Below are 19,003 nucleotides of genomic sequence, written 5' to 3' on the forward strand. Positions count from 1 at the left end.
GCGGTGCGTGAGTTAGAACCGCGTGCGCAAACCGACCGTGCCGACGACCTGATTGGATGTCGAAGAAGCGCCGCCGGCGGTATTGATGAACGCCACATAATCGTGGCCGATGGTGTGTTGATACATTCCCTCGATATAGACGTCAGTGCGTTTGGACAGTAAATACACCGCTTGCAGGTTGATCTGATTCCATTTCGGATTGGAGCCATACGCGGTGTTACTTCCATTGCCGACATGTCCGTCCGTGTAGGTATCGGCGATACCCAGATTGACGGCTGGTGTGAGCGCGTACTTGGCGTTCAGTTCGTAGTTGTCGAAGCGCATCGAGCCGCTGTTGTTGATATTGACCTGTCCGAACGACGTGGTCCCCTGAAACTGGCTATGGGTGTAGACAAAACCGACGACCGCCGGTCCGAACTTGTAGTTCAGCCCCGCGCCGATCGTTCGCTGCACGTCGGCACCAAGGCTGAAGCCGCCCGTGCCGTTTGCCGTCGATTCGTTGATATCCACGGCGCCTGGACTACCCGAGGTAGTGCCAGTGGATCCGTCGATCTGCAAATAGCCCGCGGCAAAGTTTATCGGGCCGAATGCATAACTGGCGCCCACGCTATACACGCGATTGGCTGAAAACTCCGTGCTATTGGAGAACGCATAAAGGCCGCCAAATGTCAGACCCGCGTAGTTGGCGCTCGTGTACTTGACTGCGTTGTTGATCCGTATCGAGTGGTTGAGGTTGTCGTTGTCGAATGGATGCGCAAAACCGGTATCACCAAACGTTCCCGCCGTGCCGGACAAAGGCGAGACGAAATCGACCAGTGAATCGTATTGGCGTCCTAGCGTGACGGTGCCGTATTGTGCGGCGCTGAGGCCGACGTAAGCCTGGCGACCGAACATCCGGCCATCTTGCCCGAGCTTGCCGTTCTGCACATTGAAGCCATTTTCGAGTACGAAGACGGCCTTGAGTCCGCCTCCCAGATCCTCTGCGCCGCGCATCCCGAAGCGGCTGCCGTTGATGTTTCCGCTGGTCGCCTGGAATAGCGAGCCATGCGTCCCGCCTTTCGATACGTTGTTGGTGTACATGAGACCTGCGTCGATGAGGCCGTAAAGCGTCACCGAACTCTGTGCATGTGCGGCCGACGAAACCAGTGCACCAGAAAAAATAATCACGACGGGAATTCTTTTCACGAGCGCCTCCTTGGACGGAAACCGGACAAAACGGTTTTCAAAGTGTAAGGACGCTCGCCATTATTCAGATTGCATTCCCAGCATGAGACGGCGAGTTGACTATAAGAGGTACCTGTCACATGCCGGTCAAAATCTTTAAGCGGTAAGGCAGACCGGTCGGGCCCTTGAACACTTGACCGAACCCGGCGGCTGTTCCTCGTTGTACGAATGAAACAGAAGCGATCGAGTAGGCATCGTAGAACCGTGGCTGGTTGGCGGCATTGGCCAGATAAGGCGGTGCAGCCTTTCGAAGGAAATATTGCTAAAAGTTTGTATAGATAGAATCCCACGCGAAAAAAATCAGACGGGCAAACAATCCGCCCGTAAAACTCGGGGTTCCAATGAATAACAAAAAGTATTGGTTGATTTCGGCACTGGGCATCCTTGCAGGCGTCGCCCATGCGCAAAGCAGCGTGACGCTTTACGGATCGATAGACGAAGGTCTCGAATCGTCGGCAGACAATCAGACTGTGGCACGAGTGGGAATCTGCACATCGTTCTAACCCGATTGACGGAAAACCGGCAGGCCCCACGTGCCGCCGCTAAAGCCGGTTGCTGCCTGATCGATCCAGCGGCTGCTATTCGTACACCGGTGAACAACGAAAGTACTTACAGAGAGTGCTCGATGGCCTGCCCGAGCAGAGTCAGGCCCAGATCGATTTCTCCTTCACTAACGGTCAACGGTGGAGCGATGCGGAACACGCCGCCCATACCCGGCAATTGCACGATGTTCATGCTGAGCCCGAGGTTCATGCACTCGCGTGTGATCTTGGCACCGAGGCCATCGGCAGGCTCCTTCGTGCGGCGATCCTTGACGATCTCCATGCCGAGAAGTAGTCCGCGTCCGCGAATGTCGCCGATGCACTCGAAGCGCTCCATCAGGTCCAGCAGTCCGCGTCTGAGGCGGTCGCCCATCAGGTTTGCCCGCGCCACCAGACCATCACGCTCGACCACATCCAGCACTCGCAAACCGACCGCGGCGGGAAGAGGATCGGAGACATGGGTCGTATAGAACAGATAACCCAATTCGTGAGCCCGCTCCTCGATCTGCGCGGAGGTCACGACGGCCGCAAGCGGCAGACCGGCGCCGAGCGTCTTCGACAAAGTGAGCATGTCGGGCGTGACGCCATCGCGTTCACAGGCGAACATCGTGCCGGTGCGCCCAATGCCGGTTTGCGCTTCGTCGAGAATCAGCAACATGCCGCGCTCTTCGCACTTGCGTTTCAGCGCGGCCATGTAGCCTTCCGGCAATTCGATGATCCCGCCGGAACTGAGGATCGGTTCCGCGATAAAGGCGGCCAGATTGCCACTGGACTGACGGTCGATGAGATCGAACGCGTAGTCCAGTTCCGCCAGGTAGTCGTATTGACCACTGGTCCCGAAGCGTGGCCGGTAGGGGAACGGGGCAGGGATCGCGTACGATCCCACGGCTGCGGGACCGACGCCTTTGCGACCCGCGCTGTAGGTAGCGGACGCCGCGTTCCCCGTCATACCGTGCCACGACTGCGCAAAGCCGACGATTTCATATTTGCCCGTGACCAGCTTCGCCATGCGAATCGCGGCTTCGTTCGACTCCGCGCCGGTACTGAGCAGGAGCGCCCGGTCGAGCCCGTCAGGGGTGATTTCGGCGAGACGCGTCGCGAGGTCGACGACCGGTCGCGAGAGCATGCCGCTGAAAAGATGGTCGAGCTTGCCGGCGTACTCGTTGATGACCGACACGATCGCCGGATGGCTGTGCCCGAGTACCGCGCTCATCTGCCCCGATGTGAAATCGAGGATGGCGCGTCCATCGGCGTCATAGACAAAGCTCCCTTGCGCGCGCTCGATGATCAGCGGCTCGAACGTGCCGCCATAGCGAATCAGGTGCTGCCTGGCATTGCGCCAAAAAACTGCATCTTGGTTCAGGGACACCTTGCTTCTCCTTGACTGGTAGCGGGAATAGCTTGCAGTCTAGAGGCCTCTCTGGTTTCATAGAAACGAATAGTTCTTATCGAAGATAGAAGCGGGCCTTATACCTTGAGCCTTTCCCTCGAAATCGATCTGCTGCGTTCGTTTGCGGTCATCGCCGAAGTGCGGGCGCTCAGCCGAGCGGCGAACCGGATCGGCCGCACCCAGTCCGCGCTCAGCCAGCAGATGAAGCGTCTCGAAGCGATCGTCGACCAGCCGCTGTTCCAGCGGACGGGGCGTGGCGTGGTGCTGACCAATCCCGGCGAACGCCTGTTGATCCATGCCCAGCGCATCCTGCGACTGCACGACGAGGCGATGGCCGATTTGTCCGGTAAAGGCCTGTCGGGAACGATCCGCTTCGGTTGCCCGGACGACTATGCCGCCGTTTTCCTGCCGCAGTTGCTGCGCCAGTTTTCGAGTCTTCATCCGCATGCACTGGTGGAGTTGGTCTGCGCCCCGACGCCGCGTCTGCTGGAGCAACTGGAGATGCATGCGCTGGACCTCGCCATGATCTCCCGCCCCGAAGACGACGGGAACGACGGCATCATTCGCCGCGAACCGCTGGTCTGGGTGGCTTGCGCGGGACTGGAGTCCGCGCATTTCGACCCGCTGCCGCTGGCGCTCTCCGATGCGGACACGCTCGACCACGTAGCGGCTTGCGACGCGCTGCAGCGTGCGGGCCGGGCCTACCGCGTCGCGTATGCGAGCAGCAGTCTGGCTGGGCTTACGGCGCTGGTGCGATCGGGACAGGCATTCGCGGTCCTTACGCAGACCGCAGTTGCGCCGGATCTTCATATCCTCACCGACGATCCCGACCTGCCGCCTTTGCCGACCATCGGACTTGCCCTGAGATTCGAGCGCGAGCGGCCTGCGCATCTGGTCACGGTATTCGCGGAGCACATCCGGCAGACCCTGCCGCTACTATGAATCCGTCAATGCGAGGCTTCGATCACGCTCCAGATCCGTTCGTCGGCGTCGCCCGTGAACTGTCGGGCGATCACGGCCTGGCAACGGGTGCAGCGATAATGTTCGAGCGCGAGCGTGCCGTTGCATTCCGCAACGCCGATCAGGGTGAGGTCGTCTTGCCGTTGAACATGGACGGGGCGGCCATCGATGTCGGAACAGCCGTCGCAGACTTCCATGGTGCCTCCTGCCTCGGATTGCGGGGCGGCCGGCTCGGTGTCCGCGCCCTTCGGCCAAAAGGAGGCCGCGCAGGGCGGCCTAAGACTGATGCACCCGCCGAGGAGACAATGCGGGCCACTTGAGTATCCGACCCGGCGCCAGGCTCGCGCAAGCGCAAAAAAATAAATCGCGGCAGGTTTAGACCTGCCTGTTGCCGACTCGCACGAATACGACCGTTTATATCCGCAAGTATTGTCCTATCATTTTCGGAGAGCTTGATAAGCCACGCTTGCATCAGGAGGGAGCACCCAAAAACCGCGTGGGATGGGACTGCATCACCATTTAGCCCGGATTTTTTGCCAACAAGAGGTCTCTGTCATGCAAACAGATGGATCGTTAGGCGTGCCTCGTCTGCTTAGTGTCGTGTTCGCGGCCTTGTCCGGCCTGTATCTTCTGATTGGTGGAATCTGGCTGTCCTCGCTCGGCGGATCGCCTTATTACGCTATCAGCGGCATCGTTTTGCTGGTGATCGCGATACTTCTCTATCGTCGGCGAGCGGCGGGGCTGGGGCTCTATGCGCTGTTGCTTCTGTGCACCGTCATTTGGGCCGTGTGGGAAGCCGGGTTCGATTTCTGGGCGTTGGCGCCGCGCCTGGGTGTACTGGTCGTGTTCGGAGTCTGGTTGCTGCTGCCCTTTGTCTATCTGCGGCTCAACGCGCCCGGAAAGCCGGTGGCGCTGGCTCTGGGGGCGGTCCTGATCGTCAGCGGTCTCGTGCTCGTCTATGCGTCTTTCAACGATCCCCAGGAGATCAATGGGACGCTCGCATCGAGCGAGACGCCGCCGGCGGCGGCTGCGGCGGCCAGCAAGGCGGACGGCGATTGGCCTGCTTACGGCCGCACGCAAAGCGGCACACGCTATTCGCCGCTAAAGCAGATCAACTCACAGAACGTGAAGGACTTGCAGATCGCGTGGACGTTCCGCACGGGCGATATGAAGCGGCCGACCGATCCTGGCGAGATAACCGACGAGGTAACGCCGATTAAGATCGGCGACATGCTGTATCTCTGCTCGCCGCATCAGATACTGTTTGCGCTGGACGCCGCAACCGGCAAACAGATGTGGAAGTTCGACCCGGGTCTGAAAACCGATCCCTTGTTCCAGCACGTGACCTGTCGCGGAGTCTCCTACCATGACATGACTGCGGGAGCCGGTGGCGAGAACGCGTCGGCGTCCGCCAATCCCGCGCTCTGCTCGCGTCGCGTGTATCTGCCGGTCAACGACGGCCATCTCTACGCACTCGACGCGCTGACGGGCCAGCGCTGCCCGGCCTTCGGCAACAACGGCGATCTCGATCTGCAGCACGGCCAGCCGGTGACCACGGCGGGTCAGTACGAGCCGACCTCGCCGCCGATCATCACCGACAAGGTCATCGTCATTGCGGGCTCGGTGACGGACAACTATTCGACCCGCGAGCCGTCGGGCGTGATCCGGGGCTTCGATGTGGATACCGGTAAGTTGCTCTGGGCATTCGATCCGGGCGCCAGGGATCCGAACGCCGTTCTGGGCGATGGGCAGCACTACACGTTCAATTCGCCGAACTCATGGGCACCGGCTGTCTACGATGCAAAGCTCGATCTGGTCTACCTGCCGATGGGCGTGACGACACCGGACATCTGGGGCGGTAACCGCACGCCGGAGCAGGAGCGCTATGCAAGCGGCCTGCTTGCGCTGAACGCGTCGACCGGCAAGCTGGCCTGGTTCTATCAGACCGTGCATCACGATCTGTGGGACATGGATCTGCCGGCCCAGCCGACCCTGGCCGACATCACCGACAAATCGGGCAACGTCGTGCCGGTGGTCTACGCGCCGGCGAAGACCGGCAACCTTTTTGTGCTCGATCGCCGCACCGGCGCGCTCGTCGTTCCCGCACCGGAACAGCCGGTTCCGCAGGGCGCGGCGCAGGGCGATCACGTGTCGCCGACACAGCCGTTTTCCGAGTTGACTTTCCGGCCCAGCAAAAAACTGACGGGCGCCGACATGTGGGGCGCAACGATGTTCGATCAACTCGCGTGCCGCGTGATCTTTCATCAATTGCACTATGAAGGCACGTTTACGCCGCCGTCGGAGCAAGGCACGCTGGTGTTTCCGGGCAACCTCGGCATGTTCGAATGGGGCGGTCTGGCCGTCGACACGGATCGTCAGATTGCGATTGCCAATCCGATCGCCTTGCCGTTCGTGTCGAAGCTGCTGCCGCGCGGTCCCGGCAACCCGATCGAGCCCGCCCCGGAAGACAAAGGCGGGACCGGCACCGAGTCGGGTATCCAGCCGCAATATGGCGTGCCATTCGGCGTGACGATCAATCCGTTCCTGTCGCCGATCGGATTGCCGTGCAAGGAGCCGGCTTGGGGCTACGTCGCGGCGGTGGATCTGAAAACCAACCAGATCGTGTGGAAGAAACGCATCGGCACCGTGCGCGACAGTTCGCCGATTCCGCTTCCGTTCAAGATGGGCATGCCGATGCTGGGCGGCCCGATGACGACCGCGGGCGATGTGTTTTTCATCGGCGCGACGGCGGACAACTATATCCGCGCTTTCAGCACGAACACAGGTGAGCAGTTGTGGGAGGAGCGACTGCCCGCGGGCGGCCAGGCAACGCCAATGAGTTATGAAGTCAACGGCAGGCAATTCGTGGTGATTGCCGCCGGGGGCCATGGCTCCTTTGGCACCAAGCTGGGCGACTACGTGATCGCCTATGCGCTGCCCGACGCAAAATGATTCGATGAAATGGCGATTGCGGTTCAATGCCAGACGATTGGCAACCGCGATCGCTAGTCGCCGGGTGTGCGCTCGACGATAAACGGGCGCACAAAATAACAACGCATCGCACCGTCGTGGGACGAGCCGTCTGGCGGACGAATGGCGTTTGCACCGACTTGGACGCCGCAAACGCGGAAAACGCGGGAAACGGCCAATGGCCGGCACTTCTCACTGGGCATAAAAGTCGCTTGGCGAATGGGTCTTCCTCTGCGCGCAAGGAACCCCCACGATGTCCAGCTCAGCGAATGCCGTCGATGAAGTCCTGCCGTTCCCGCGCATGTTCGCGCTAGGTCTGCAGCACGTTCTCGTGATGTACGCGAACGCCGTGGCGGTCCCCTTGATAATCGGCGCCGCGCTTCATTTGCCGAAAGAACAGATCGCGATGCTGATCAACGCCGACCTGTTTGCCTGCGGAATCGCGACGTTGATCCAGACGATCGGCTTCGGGCCGTTTGGGATTCGCTTGCCCATCATCATGGGCGTGACGGCTGTATCCATCTCACCGATGCTCGCGATGGCGGCGATGCCCGGAGTGGGTTTGAACGGCATCTACGGCGCGGTGCTCACCGGCGGCGTCTTCGGCCTGCTCGTCGCGCCGCTGATCAAGTACGTGTTGCGATTTTTTCCAGCCGTGGTGACGGGGTCCATCATCACGATGATTGGCGTGTCGCTGATGCGGGTGGGAATCAGTTGGGCAGGCGGCGGCGCGGCCGCCGACTTTGGCGCGGCCAGGTACCTCGGGGTCGCGGGTCTGGTGCTGCTATGCATTCTCGTCGTGCTCAAATTCGGGCGCGGATTCGTGGCGAACCTCGCCGTGCTGCTCGGCATCGCAGTCGGCTATATCGTGACGATCGCGCTGGGCTGGACCGATTTCTCCGGCGTCCATGCTCAGCCATTCGTGCGAGTCGTGCTACCGTTTCAGTTCGGCTTGCCCACCTTCAGTCTGGTCCCGTGTCTGACGATGTGTCTCGTCATGACCATCGTGTTTATCGAAGCAACCGGCATGTTTCTCGCGATGGGCGCCATGACGGGGCGCCCGATTGGCGCAAAAGAGATCACCCGGGGACTGCGCGCCGATTCGATCGGCACGCTGATCGGCGGTCTGTTCAACACGTTTCCCTACGTGTCGTATTCGCAGAACATTGGCCTGGTCAGCGTGACGGGGGTTTATAGCCGCTGGGTCTGTGTGACGAGCGGTGTCATCATGCTGTTCCTCGGCCTCGTGCCCAAGGTCGCTTATATCGTCGCCTCGGTGCCGCAATGTGTGATCGGCGGCGCGAGTCTCATCATGTTCGGCATGGTCACCGCGACGGGCATCAAGATCTTGTCGACGGTCGATTACGCTGCCCAGCGGCACAACGTTCTGGTTGTCGGTACATCGATCGGCTTCGGGATCATTCCGATCGTGTCGCCGAATTTCTTTCGCATCATGCCGACCGTCCTGCATCCCATCTTTGGCGATCCGATCATGATGACCTCGATCACCGCCGTGTTGTTGAACGCGTGTCTCAACCGGACTTCGACTGCAGCGGCGAGTCTCGATGCCATGCGAGCTGCCGAAAGCGCCGAAGCGATATGAACGCACAGCAGCATCGAGTCGTGGCGTGGCGACTTTGAGTCGCATTTATTTCGCGTTGGTATGCAGCCGTGCGGCGCGCACGAAGCTCTCCACCCGCGCTACCGGAAAATCTCGGCGATGAGATTCGCCACGGTCCGGATGCGCTCGCTGTCGCGCAAAGCCGGATGCAGCACCATCCACACGTCCTGGTCGAGCGCCTTGATGTGCTTCTCGATGCAGACCAGATCGCTCGTCGTGTCACCGGCGAGTTGCGCCAGTATGCCGAGACCGGAGCCGCCGAGCACGCCGTCGAATACCCCCATCCCATAGCTGCTGCGCAGCGATGGCGCGGGCGCGCCGGGCAGCGCTTTCAGCCACTGCGTGGCCGGATGGTCGGGCTGCCGGTCGTCGTAGCCGACGAACGAGAGCTTGTCCCATTCCTTCTTCACGATCGCCGCTTTGTGGCGCAGATAATAATCGCGCGAGCCGAACAGCCCGAAGCGGATCTTGCCGATCCGGCGAACATAAAGGTCGCCTTCTTCCGGACATTCGGACCACAGGGCAATGTCCGCTTCCCTCCGCGCGAGGCTGTACGGGCGCCGCGACGTCAACACTTCGATGGCGAGTCCGGGCAGGCGGTCCTGAAACGAGCCGAGCAACTTCAGCAAAATATACGACGGCCACTCGACCGCGTTGATCCGCACCGTGCCATGCGCGGCTGCGCCGCCGGTCACGTCGGCGGCACGTTCGATACGATGCGCCAACTCTTCCATCTGCTCGGCCCAGGCCAGTACGCGAGCGCCGAACGCCGTCACGGTACAGCCCGACGGCACCCGGTCGACGAGCGGTTCGCCCAGCCGCCGCTCGAGTTCGGTGAGGCGGCGCGACAGGGTCGGCGCGCTCAGGTCACAGGCGGCAGCCGCCGATCGCATGGTGCCGCCTCGTGCTATCGCCACCAGAATTCGAAGGTCGTCCCAGTCTACGTGTTCCATTTTTGAAACGATAAGTTTTGAAATTTGGCATAGCATAACCCAGTCCCCAAGGATAGGATTGGATCTGACCATACTTGCCCAGCGTTGCGCGAAGAGGCCTGACGGATTCGGCAGACGGTGGCAAGTACGGCATTCCTGCCCATCACACGACTCAACGGCTCCCAGTAGACCGAATGAGCGATACGGAGACATCAATGATTCGCCATTTCCAACCGGCGCGGCGCCGCGTCATCGTAGCCAGCGCTGCCTTCCTCGCCGTGTCGATCCTGCCGATGCCGGCAGCCTTTGCCCAGACCGCCCATAAGCCGAAAGTCGCGCTCGTCATGAAGTCGCTGGCGAACGAGTTCTTCCTGACCATGGAAACCGGCGCGAAGGATTATCAGAAACAGAATCCCGCCAAATTCGACCTGATCACCAACGGCATCAAGGACGAAACGGACACCGCGAACCAGATCCGCATCGTCGAGCAGATGATCGTGTCGAAGGTCGACGCGCTGGTGATCGCACCGGCTGACTCCAAAGCACTGGTGCCGGTCCTGAAGAAGGCCGTCGACGCCGGCATCATCGTGGTGAACATCGACAACAAGCTGGACACCGACGTGCTCAAGTCGAAGGACCTGAACATCCCGTTCGTCGGTCCGGATAACGCGAAGGGCGCGCAGAAGGTAGGCGATTACCTCGCCAAGCACCTCAAGTCGGGCGACAACGTCGGCATTATCGAAGGCGTGTCGACCACGACCAATGCGCAGCAACGTACGGCCGGCTTCAAACAGGCCATGGCGACGGGCGGCATGAAGGTCGTCTCGCTGCAATCGGGCGACTGGGAAATCGACAAGGGTAACGCGGTCGCGAGCCAGATCCTCAATGCGAACCCGGACGTGAAGGCTTTGCTGTGCGGCAACGACAACATGGCGATCGGCGCGGTTTCCGCCGTGCGCGCAGCCGGCAAGCAGGGCAAGGTGCAAGTGGTGGGCTACGACGACATCAATGCAATCAAGCCAATGCTCGCGGACGGCCGGGTACTCGCCACGGCCAATCAGTACGCCGCCAAACAGGCTGTGTTCGGTATCGACACGGCTTTGAAGGCGCTCTCCGAACACAAGAAGCAGTCTGAATTGTCGGGCGTCGTCGAAACGCCGGTCGATCTGGTCACCAAGTAAGCCTTCTCGTGTAACGCGTGGCCCGCCCAGGTGGGGGGCCGCGCCGTCTGATTCCTGTCCAGCTTTGTCAATCCGATGTCCACTCCGATCCCATCCCTTGCTGATACCCCGGCCGTGCTGCGTGTTCAAGGCATCGGCAAGACCTACGCCGAGCCCGTGCTCGCCGACGTATCGCTGGAACTGCACGCGGGCGAAGTGCTGGCGCTGACCGGCGAAAACGGCGCGGGCAAGAGTACCTTGTCCAAAATCGTGGGCGGCCTCGTCACGCCGACCACTGGCTCGATGACCCTGGCCGGCGCGGCCTACACGCCGGCCAGCCGCAAAGACGCCGAGGCGCTCGGCGTGCGCATGGTCATGCAGGAACTGAACCTGCTGCCCACGCTCTCGGTCGCGGAGAACCTCTTCCTGAACCGCTTGCCGCAGCGCGGCAAATTCGGCTGGATCGACCGCGCCAGGCTGCGCGAAAACGCGCGGCACGCCATGGCGCAAGTCGGGCTCGACGCAATCGATCCCGACACGCTGGTCGGCACCCTGGGCATCGGGCATCAGCAGATGGTCGAGATCGCGCGCAATCTGATCGGCGACTGCCGCGTGCTGATTCTCGACGAACCCACCGCCATGCTGACCGCCCGCGAAGTGGACCTGCTATTCGAGCAGGTCGAACGGCTCAAGGCGCGTGGCGTGGCGCTCGTGTATATCTCGCACCGGCTGGAAGAATTGAAGCGCATCGCGCGGCGCGCCGCCGTGCTGCGCGACGGCCGGCTCGTGCATGTCGACGAGATGGCCAATCTCAGCACCGACCGTCTCGTCACTCTGATGGTAGGGCGCGATATCGGCGACCGGATCGATCTGGGCGAACGACGCATAGGCAAGGTCGCCTTCAAGGTCAGCGGCATGACCCGCGAACCGGCGGTGCGCGACGTGTCGTTCGACGTCAAGGCCGGCGAGATTTTCGGCATCAGCGGACTGATCGGCGCGGGCCGCACGGAGTTGATGCGGCTCATTTATGGCGCGGATCGCGCGGACGCCGGCAGCGTGTCGATCGGGCGCGAGGGCGCGGCGCCCACGCCGGTGACGATCGCCTCTCCGGCGGACGCCGTGAAGCACGGCATCGCGCTGATTACCGAAGACCGCAAGGGCGAAGGTCTGCTGCTGAGCCAGCCCATCGCCGCCAACATTTCGCTGGGCCATCTGCGCGCGGTGTCGAACAAAGGCGTGGTGGACGGCCGTCGTGAAGCGGCATTGGCGCGTCGGCAGATCGAGGCCATGAGCATCCGCAGTTCGGGGCCATCGCAGCCGGTGTCGGAACTGTCGGGCGGGAATCAGCAGAAGGTGGTGATCGGCCGCTGGCTCGCGCGTGATTGCAACGTGTTGCTGTTCGACGAACCGACGCGCGGCATCGACGTCGGCGCCAAGTTCGATATCTATGCCTTGATGGGCGCCCTGGCGCGCGAAGGCCGCGCGCTGGTGGTGGTGTCGAGCGATCTGCGCGAACTGATGGCGATTTGTGACCGGATCGGCGTGATGTCGGCGGGCCGCATGACGGGTCTGTTCGAGCGCGGCGAGTGGACTCAGGATGCGTTGCTGGCGGCGGCCTTTGCAGGTTATGCCCGGCGCGACGATCTGCTGCAGGAGCCCATCGAACCCGACGCCAAGGCACCCGACGACAAAAGTAAATTAGTGGAGTATCGAGCATGACCGTACAAACCAGCCTGCCTACCGTGCAGAACGAACCGCCCAAGAGCGCCAAGCCGATCGGCACGCGTCTCGGATTCTCGAACTATCTCGGCTTGCTCGGCGCATTGCTGGGAATGATCGTGCTGTTCTCGTTGCTGAGCTCGCACTTTCTGACCTACGACACCTTCAGCACGATTGCCAACCAGATCCCCGATCTGGTGGTGATGTCGGTCGGCATGACCTTCGTGCTGATCATCGCCGGTATCGACCTGTCGGTCGGCTCGGTGCTGGCGCTCGGCGCGGCGCTCACGAGCATCGCGGCCCTGCAGTGGCATTGGCCGGCGCTGCCCGCCGCTCTGCTCGGCATGGCGGGCGCGGCCCTGACCGGCTGCGTGACCGGCGCGATCACCGTGGCCTGGCGCATTCCGTCGTTCATCGTCTCGCTCGGCGTGCTCGAAGCGGCCCGTGGTCTCGCCTATCAGCTGACCAACTCGCGCACGGCGTACATCGGCGACGCCTTCGACTTTCTCTCCAACCCGATTGCGTTCGGTATTTCGCCGGCCTTCCTGATTGCAATCGTCGTGATGATCGCCGCGCAGTTCGTGTTGACGCGCACGGTGTTCGGCCGCTATCTGGTCGGCATCGGCACGAATGAAGAAGCGGTGCGGCTCGCGGGCGTCAATCCGCGCCCCTACAAGATCGCCGTGTTTGCGATGATGGGTCTGCTGGCCGGCCTCGCCGCGCTGTTCCAGATTTCGCGGCTCGAGGCCGCGGACCCGAACGCCGGCTCGGGCATCGAGCTGCAGGTGATCGCGGCGGTAGTGATCGGCGGCACGAGCTTGATGGGTGGGCGTGGTTCGGTGATGAGCACCTTTTTCGGCGTGTTGATCATTTCCGTGCTGGCCGCGGGCCTTGCCCAGATCGGCGCGAGCGAACCGACCAAACGCATCATTACCGGCGCCGTCATTGTCGTGGCGGTCGTGCTGGATACCTATCGAAGCCGGCGTCGCGCCGCCTAATTCGACCGTTCGGTGAACGGTCGGCAGGAGAATCAACGTGTCAAAAGAAAACAGGCAAGGCCGCGTGCTCGTGGTCGGCAGCATCAACACCGATCTCGTCGCGCGTGCGCCGCATTTGCCGCGCCCCGGCGAGACGATCGGCGGCCATGAGTTCTCGCAGGTCGCGGGCGGCAAGGGCGGCAATCAGGCGGTCGCGGCGGCACGCATCGGCGCACAGGTGGCGATGGTCGGTTGCGTCGGTAACGATGCGAACGGCGCGCAGCGCGTCAAGGATCTGGAAGCGGAAGGCATCGACTGCAGTGGGGTCGAGATTCACGCGACGTTGCCGACCGGCGTAGCCATGGTGACGGTGTCGGACGATGGACAGAACACCATCGTCGTGGTTGCGGGCAGCAACGGCGAACTTACGCCGCAGAGCGTGGCACGCCACGAAGCCGCCATCAAGGCCTGCGACGTGGTGGTGTGCCAACTCGAAACGCCTTGGGATTCGGTTCACGCGACGCTCGCGCTGGCTCACCGTCTCGGCAAGATCACCGTGCTGAACCCGGCACCCGCCACCGGTCCGCTGCCGGCGGAATGGCTGCCGCTGGTGGACTATCTCGTGCCGAACGAGGTCGAGGCGGCGATTCTGGCCGGCCTGCCGGTGGAGTCGGAAAGCGGCGCGCGCCGTGCCGCGACGGAATTGCAGCGTGGCGGCGCGCGCAACGTGATCGTCACGCTTGGCGCGCAGGGGGCTTATCTGTTGGTAGAAGGCGGCGAAGGCACGCATTTTCCAGCACCGCAAGTGCAGGCAGTCGACACGACCGCCGCTGGCGATACCTTTATCGGCGTGTTCGCCGCGCAGCTCGCGTCGCGGCAACCGCTGGAAGGCGCAATCAGCCTTGCGCAGCGCGCGGCGTCGATTTCCGTGACGCGTGCCGGCGCGCAGCCTTCGATACCGACACGCGCGGAAGTCGAGCGCGCGGCCTGACCGGGTTGCCGGTTGTGATGTGAGGCAGTCCGTATTGCCACCTGCGGGTGGCTCGACGTTGATTTATCGGCACCATCTCGCGATGGTGTTCCTTCGTTAATCACGCTCCAGCATGGACGAAACATGAAATCACAATACGTAGGCATACTAATGGTGTCGTCGGCGTTGACGGCATGTGGTGGCAGCATTTCGCCGAACGATCCGCTCGCCGGCGCGCCGAAAATCATCATCGATTCCGACTTCAACACGATGGGCGACGACGGCCAGCTGTTTGCCATGACCACGCAGTTGATGGGGCAGGGCAAGGTCAATCTGCTCGGGCTTACCGTGGTCACCGGCAACGACTGGCTGATTCAGGAGGAGTCCGACGCGCTCAAGGCCGTCGAACGCATGGGCGTGCAAAACGTGGTGGGCGTCTACGGCGGCGCGGACTACCCGTTGCAATACGACGTAGCGAGTATTCGCGCGCAACAGGCCGCCAATCCGCAAGGTTATTTCGGCGCATGGAGCCGTCCCGAACCGACCCAGCAGTCGCAACTCGTCGCGCCGCCGGACGGCTTCGCGGTATCGACCAAACTGCAGACCCTGGGCGCCGCGGATTTCATGATCCAGACGATCAAGCGCTATCCGAACCAGGTCACCATTCTCGAAGTCGGACCGCCCACCAATCTCGCCACGGCAATCATGAAGGCGCCGGAAATCGTGCCCTTGATCAAGCGGATCGTCTACATGGGCGGCGCGATGGCCGTGCCGGGCAACGCCAATGCCGTGGCGGAACTCAACTGGTGGTTCGATCCGCTGGCCGTGCGCACGGTGCTGCAGACCTCGATTCCCCAAGCCGTCATTCCGCTCGACGTGACCAACACCGTGCCGTTGACGCAAAGCGTGTACGACCAGATCGTCAACAACCCGGCCAAGCAGACCGCAGTGACGAAAGCGTACGGCATTGCCAACGCGGGTGCCTTCGCCACCAACACCGATCTGTTCGACACGCTGACGATCGCCTATTTCCTCGACCCGACCTACGCGACGCAAACCCGGAGCGCCTACCTCGATATCGACACCGCGAGTGGGGAAGATCAGGGACATGTGACGGTCTACCCGGATCAGCCGGCCTCGGGCGCTTCGCCGCAGAAAATCACCTATGTCACGCAATTCGACAACAACCGGTTTTTCAGCCTGTACGTCGATCTGTTGACGCGCCCCGTGCCGATCACGCTGCCATAACCGGGATATACCGCCCGCGCCTTGCATGACAGCCGATTTGACGTGCTCCCGCGTCTTTAACCAGACGACGGGATTCGCGAAGCACAGTTGTCGCGCGGCACGTTGCGCGTCGGTCGGCTGCCGGCTTTTTCCCGCGCACGAGCGGGGCGCGAAGGCGTAAGCGCGCCCCGAGGCGTCTATGGAGCGACCCGAGAAAAACAGCGTGGTACGCCGTTTGCTGACCGCACATGTTTTTATTGCAAGTTGCCGCCCATGTCTCGAACACACTCTACGTGCAAACGGTGGAGCGCCCGCGAGGTTCGGGTACTACACGAAACGCCGCGCGTGCTCGTCATCGACGATAACGTCAACGCCGCCGAAGCACTCGCCACGTATCTCTCCTACGAAGGCGTGGAAGCCCGTGCCGCCAACGGTTGCGAGCAGGCGCTGCGCTGTGTGAAGGACTGGGTTCCGGACGTCGTCGTGCTCGACATCATGATGCCGGAGCGCGACGGCTACGAAACCGCCATCGCACTACGCAGCTATCTGCCGACCCACAGTCTGGGCATCGTCGCCTTCACGTCGCTCGACGAAGACCACGTCAAGGAGACGGGGACGGCGCGTCATAATTTCGATGGCTATTGTCAAAAAGGCACGACCCCGAGCGCCTTGCTCGCGCTCATGCGCAAGCTTTGGCGCGAGTAGCGCATCGCTTCAGGCCGGCTCGCTCGCAACCGGCTCCTCGACCATCTGCTTGATGATCGCGTCCATCAGGCCGGGAAAGCGGCGATCCAGCTCCGCGCGACGCAGCGAATTCTGATGCACGGTGCCGGCCACCCGCGTGCGGACCAGACCGGCCTCGCGCAGGATACGGAAATGATGGGACACGCTCGACTTCGGGCGGCCGCCGTCCAGATCGCCGCAGGTCGCTTCGTCGACGGACGACAGGCGGCGGACGATTTCCAGCCGGACCGGATCGCTCAGTGCATGAAATAGCCGTCCGAGCGTGAAATCCTCAGCGGCGGGATGGGTATAGGTGCGCATCCTGCAAATGATAAAGCTTTCTGCGATACTTGGTTATTCGATGTTTATCGAAATAACGTACAAGCCTATCCAGAAGGAGTTGAACCTGATGTCTGCATTGTTCCAGCCGTACAAGCTCAAGGACGTGTCCTTGCGCAACCGCATTGCCATTCCGCCGATGTGCATGTACACCGCCGAAGAAGGTCTGATCAACGACTGGCATCGCGTGCACCTGGCCGGTCTGGCGCGCGGCGGTGCCGGCCTCGTGATCGTCGAGGCGACCGCGGTGTCGCCGGAAGGCCGCATCACGCCGGGTTGCGCCGGTATCTGGAATGACGAGCAGGCTCAGGCGTTCGCGCCGGTGGTGGCGTCCATCAAGGCTGCCGGTTCCGTGCCGGGCATCCAGATCGGTCACGCCGGCCGCAAAGCCAGCGCGAACCGTCCGTGGGAAGGCGACGACCACATCGCCGCCGACGACAGCCGCGGCTGGCAGACCATCGCGCCGTCGGCCGTCGCGTTCGGCGGCAACCTGTCCAAGGTGCCGAAAGCCATGACGCTCGACGACATCGCGCGGGTTCGCGAAGACTTCGTCGCCGCGGCCAAACGTGCCCGTGACGCGGGCTTCGAATGGCTCGAACTGCACTTCGCGCATGGCTATCTCGGCCAGAGTTTCTTTTCGACGCACTCCAATCAACGCGACGACATCTACGGCGGCAGCCTCGAGAACCGCAGCCGTTTCCTGCTGGAAACGCTGGCCGCGGTGCGCAAGGTCTGGCCGGAACACCTGCCGTTGACGGCGCGTTTCGGCGTGCTCGAATACGACGGCCGCGACGAGGAAACCCTCGCTGAATCGATCGAACTGGCAAAGAACTTCAAGCGCGAAGGGCTCGATATGCTGAGCGTCAGCGTCGGCTTTTCCACGCCGAAGGCCGCGATTCCATGGGCGCCTGCGTTCCTCGCGCCGATTGCCGAACGCGTGCGCCGTGAGGCCGGTATTCCGGTCTCGTCGGCATGGGGAATCGATACGCCGGAACTGGCCGACCGCTCCGTGAAAAACGAGCAGCTCGATCTGGTGATGGTGGGTCGCGCGCATCTGGCCGATCCGCATTGGCCGTACCACGCGGCGAAGAAACTCGGCGTCGAGCGTCCGTCGTGGACGTTGCCCGCGCCTTACGCGCACTGGCTGGAGCGCTACGCCGTCGCGTAAATGCGGGCATGACGGCGCGCAGTCGGTCGCCGTCCGCGCTAGACCGACTGCAGCGCCCTCAGCATTTCATGGCCGAGCGCCCGTCCGCTCAGCCATGCGCCTTCGACGCGGCCGCCATTGAGCCAGTCGCCACACAGCCCCAGGCCATCTATATCGCGCCACACATAGCCCGGCGCGGGATCGCGCTCGGGCGCGACATCCGCGTGACGCCAGCGATGCGCGGTCCACGCCGCCGGCGTCGGTCCGCCGCAGCGCGCAAATGCCTCCAGCAGCGCCGCCGCTACTTGCTCGGCCGGCGTGTCGAGATGCGCTTCACTCCACTCGGCGGTAGCGTGCAAAAGCCACGTTTCCGGGCCGCCGCGTCCCGGCTTGCTGCTGTCGCGCGCCATCCAGCGCAGCGGGCCGTGATTGACGAAGGCGGCGTCGAACGTGAGCGGCACTTCGTCGTCGAAACGCAGCATCAGCGCCCAGCAGGCCCGCATTACGGTGCTGTGCGCCATCGCGGCGAGTTCAGGCGCCGGCGCGCGCAGCAACGGCGCGACTTGCGGCGCGGGCATGGCCAGCACGATCGCATCGAAGTTGTCGTCGATCGCGCCGTGCTCGGTCGACCACAAGCGCCAGCCTTGCGGCTCGCACAGTACTTTCTCGATCGTGCAATCGGTGGTCAGCGGCAGCGTGTCGGCGAGCAGGCGAGCCGGCGCGCTCATGCGCGGCGTACCGACAAAACGCTCGATATGCGTGGTATGCGCCTTCGGGCTGGGCTCGTCGAGCACGGCAAGGCGCGCGGGCCACGCCGCCGCCGCGCCGGCCCGCTGCCAGCGCGCCACTTCGGCCCGGAACGCGCGATCTTGCGCGGTGAAGTACTGCGCGCCGTGGTCGCACTGCCAGTCGTTCTCGCGGCGCGCGCTCATTCGGCCGGCGGGGCCGCGGCTTCGATCGAAGAGACGCAACCGGCAGCCCGCGTCGCGCAGGGTCGTGGCGCAGGACAAACCGGCAATGCCGGCGCCTACGACCGCGATACGGGGACGGGAATCTGAAATGTTCACGGTGCGCAGCCAGAAAAGGATCGGAAATACGACTC

General features: G+C 62.7%; 17 protein-coding genes. 11 read left to right on the plus strand and 6 right to left on the minus strand.

Annotated elements, in window-relative coordinates; translation table 11 throughout:
• Nucleotides 1–12: 12 nt before the first annotated feature.
• Nucleotides 13–1,185 (minus strand): porin, encoded by a 1,173-nt coding sequence (locus tag FQ705_RS10355; protein WP_144140442.1) that lies wholly within the window; start codon nucleotides 1,183–1,185, stop codon nucleotides 13–15.
• A gap of 380 nt (nucleotides 1,186–1,565) precedes the next feature.
• Here FQ705_RS10355 and FQ705_RS10360 point away from each other — a divergent pair, with 380 nt between their 5' ends.
• On the plus strand, nucleotides 1,566–1,727 hold the full coding sequence (locus FQ705_RS10360) for a porin (RefSeq protein WP_409934690.1): 162 nt from the start codon (nucleotides 1,566–1,568) through the stop codon (nucleotides 1,725–1,727).
• A gap of 106 nt (nucleotides 1,728–1,833) precedes the next feature.
• Here the strand turns inward: FQ705_RS10360 and FQ705_RS10365 are convergent, their stop codons facing one another.
• Nucleotides 1,834–3,135, minus strand: coding sequence for an aspartate aminotransferase family protein (locus tag FQ705_RS10365; RefSeq protein ID WP_144140444.1), 1,302 nt, complete (start codon nucleotides 3,133–3,135; stop codon nucleotides 1,834–1,836).
• Nucleotides 3,136–3,240: 105 nt separating this feature from the next.
• On the opposite strand from FQ705_RS10365, the gene FQ705_RS10370 reads away from it, so the two are divergent.
• Nucleotides 3,241–4,098 (plus strand): LysR family transcriptional regulator, encoded by an 858-nt coding sequence (locus FQ705_RS10370; RefSeq protein ID WP_144140446.1) that lies wholly within the window; start codon nucleotides 3,241–3,243, stop codon nucleotides 4,096–4,098.
• Nucleotides 4,099–4,103: 5 nt separating this feature from the next.
• On the opposite strand, the gene FQ705_RS10375 is transcribed toward FQ705_RS10370, so the two are convergent.
• Nucleotides 4,104–4,313 carry a hypothetical protein gene (locus FQ705_RS10375; RefSeq protein ID WP_144140448.1) on the minus strand — a complete coding sequence of 70 codons (210 nt, stop codon included), beginning with the start codon at nucleotides 4,311–4,313 and terminating at the stop codon, nucleotides 4,104–4,106.
• Between the two features lie 358 nt (nucleotides 4,314–4,671).
• Here FQ705_RS10375 and FQ705_RS10380 point away from each other — a divergent pair, with 358 nt between their 5' ends.
• Nucleotides 4,672–7,068 (plus strand): glucose/quinate/shikimate family membrane-bound PQQ-dependent dehydrogenase, encoded by a 2,397-nt coding sequence (locus tag FQ705_RS10380; protein WP_144140450.1) that lies wholly within the window; start codon nucleotides 4,672–4,674, stop codon nucleotides 7,066–7,068.
• Between the two features lie 271 nt (nucleotides 7,069–7,339).
• On the plus strand, nucleotides 7,340–8,689 hold the full coding sequence (locus FQ705_RS10385) for a nucleobase:cation symporter-2 family protein (RefSeq protein WP_144140453.1): 1,350 nt from the start codon (nucleotides 7,340–7,342) through the stop codon (nucleotides 8,687–8,689).
• A 98-nt stretch (nucleotides 8,690–8,787) separates the two neighbouring features.
• Here FQ705_RS10385 and FQ705_RS10390 read toward each other — a convergent pair whose 3' ends face one another.
• A complete protein-coding gene (locus FQ705_RS10390; protein ID WP_144140455.1) occupies nucleotides 8,788–9,660 on the minus strand; it encodes a LysR family transcriptional regulator in 873 nt (290 codons plus the stop codon).
• Between the two features lie 194 nt (nucleotides 9,661–9,854).
• On the opposite strand from FQ705_RS10390, the gene FQ705_RS10395 reads away from it, so the two are divergent.
• The 6 genes from FQ705_RS10395 to FQ705_RS10420 all read left to right on the plus strand — a co-directional run bounded on the left by FQ705_RS10395 (nucleotide 9,855) and on the right by FQ705_RS10420 (nucleotide 16,397).
• On the plus strand, nucleotides 9,855–10,820 hold the full coding sequence (locus FQ705_RS10395; RefSeq protein WP_144140457.1) for a sugar ABC transporter substrate-binding protein: 966 nt from the start codon (nucleotides 9,855–9,857) through the stop codon (nucleotides 10,818–10,820).
• A gap of 75 nt (nucleotides 10,821–10,895) precedes the next feature.
• Complete coding sequence (locus FQ705_RS10400) at nucleotides 10,896–12,518, plus strand: sugar ABC transporter ATP-binding protein (protein ID WP_144140459.1); 1,623 nt, start codon at nucleotides 10,896–10,898, stop codon at nucleotides 12,516–12,518.
• On the plus strand, nucleotides 12,515–13,516 hold the full coding sequence (locus FQ705_RS10405) for an ABC transporter permease (RefSeq protein ID WP_144140461.1): 1,002 nt from the start codon (nucleotides 12,515–12,517) through the stop codon (nucleotides 13,514–13,516). Before FQ705_RS10400 ends, FQ705_RS10405 begins: the two co-directional genes overlap by 4 nt.
• A gap of 37 nt (nucleotides 13,517–13,553) precedes the next feature.
• Nucleotides 13,554–14,486 carry a ribokinase gene (gene rbsK / locus FQ705_RS10410; RefSeq protein WP_144140463.1) on the plus strand — a complete coding sequence of 311 codons (933 nt, stop codon included), beginning with the start codon at nucleotides 13,554–13,556 and terminating at the stop codon, nucleotides 14,484–14,486.
• Between the two features lie 123 nt (nucleotides 14,487–14,609).
• On the plus strand, nucleotides 14,610–15,713 hold the full coding sequence (locus tag FQ705_RS10415) for a nucleoside hydrolase (RefSeq protein WP_144140465.1): 1,104 nt from the start codon (nucleotides 14,610–14,612) through the stop codon (nucleotides 15,711–15,713).
• 252 nt (nucleotides 15,714–15,965) lie between these two features.
• Nucleotides 15,966–16,397 (plus strand): response regulator, encoded by a 432-nt coding sequence (locus tag FQ705_RS10420; protein WP_144140467.1) that lies wholly within the window; start codon nucleotides 15,966–15,968, stop codon nucleotides 16,395–16,397.
• A gap of 9 nt (nucleotides 16,398–16,406) precedes the next feature.
• Here the strand turns inward: FQ705_RS10420 and FQ705_RS10425 are convergent, their stop codons facing one another.
• Nucleotides 16,407–16,736, minus strand: a complete 330-nt coding sequence (locus tag FQ705_RS10425; RefSeq protein ID WP_144140469.1) for an ArsR/SmtB family transcription factor — start codon at nucleotides 16,734–16,736, stop codon at nucleotides 16,407–16,409.
• Between the two features lie 88 nt (nucleotides 16,737–16,824).
• On the opposite strand from FQ705_RS10425, the gene FQ705_RS10430 reads away from it, so the two are divergent.
• Nucleotides 16,825–17,922, plus strand: a complete 1,098-nt coding sequence (locus tag FQ705_RS10430; RefSeq protein WP_144140471.1) for an NADH:flavin oxidoreductase/NADH oxidase — start codon at nucleotides 16,825–16,827, stop codon at nucleotides 17,920–17,922.
• A 38-nt stretch (nucleotides 17,923–17,960) separates the two neighbouring features.
• Here the strand turns inward: FQ705_RS10430 and FQ705_RS10435 are convergent, their stop codons facing one another.
• Complete coding sequence (locus FQ705_RS10435; protein ID WP_313955665.1) at nucleotides 17,961–18,968, minus strand: NAD(P)/FAD-dependent oxidoreductase; 1,008 nt, start codon at nucleotides 18,966–18,968, stop codon at nucleotides 17,961–17,963.
• Nucleotides 18,969–19,003: the final 35 nt, after the last annotated feature.

It is taken from the genome of Paraburkholderia sp. BCC1884 (genome assembly GCF_900996225.1).
Classification (GTDB): Bacteria; Pseudomonadota; Gammaproteobacteria; order Burkholderiales; family Burkholderiaceae; genus Paraburkholderia.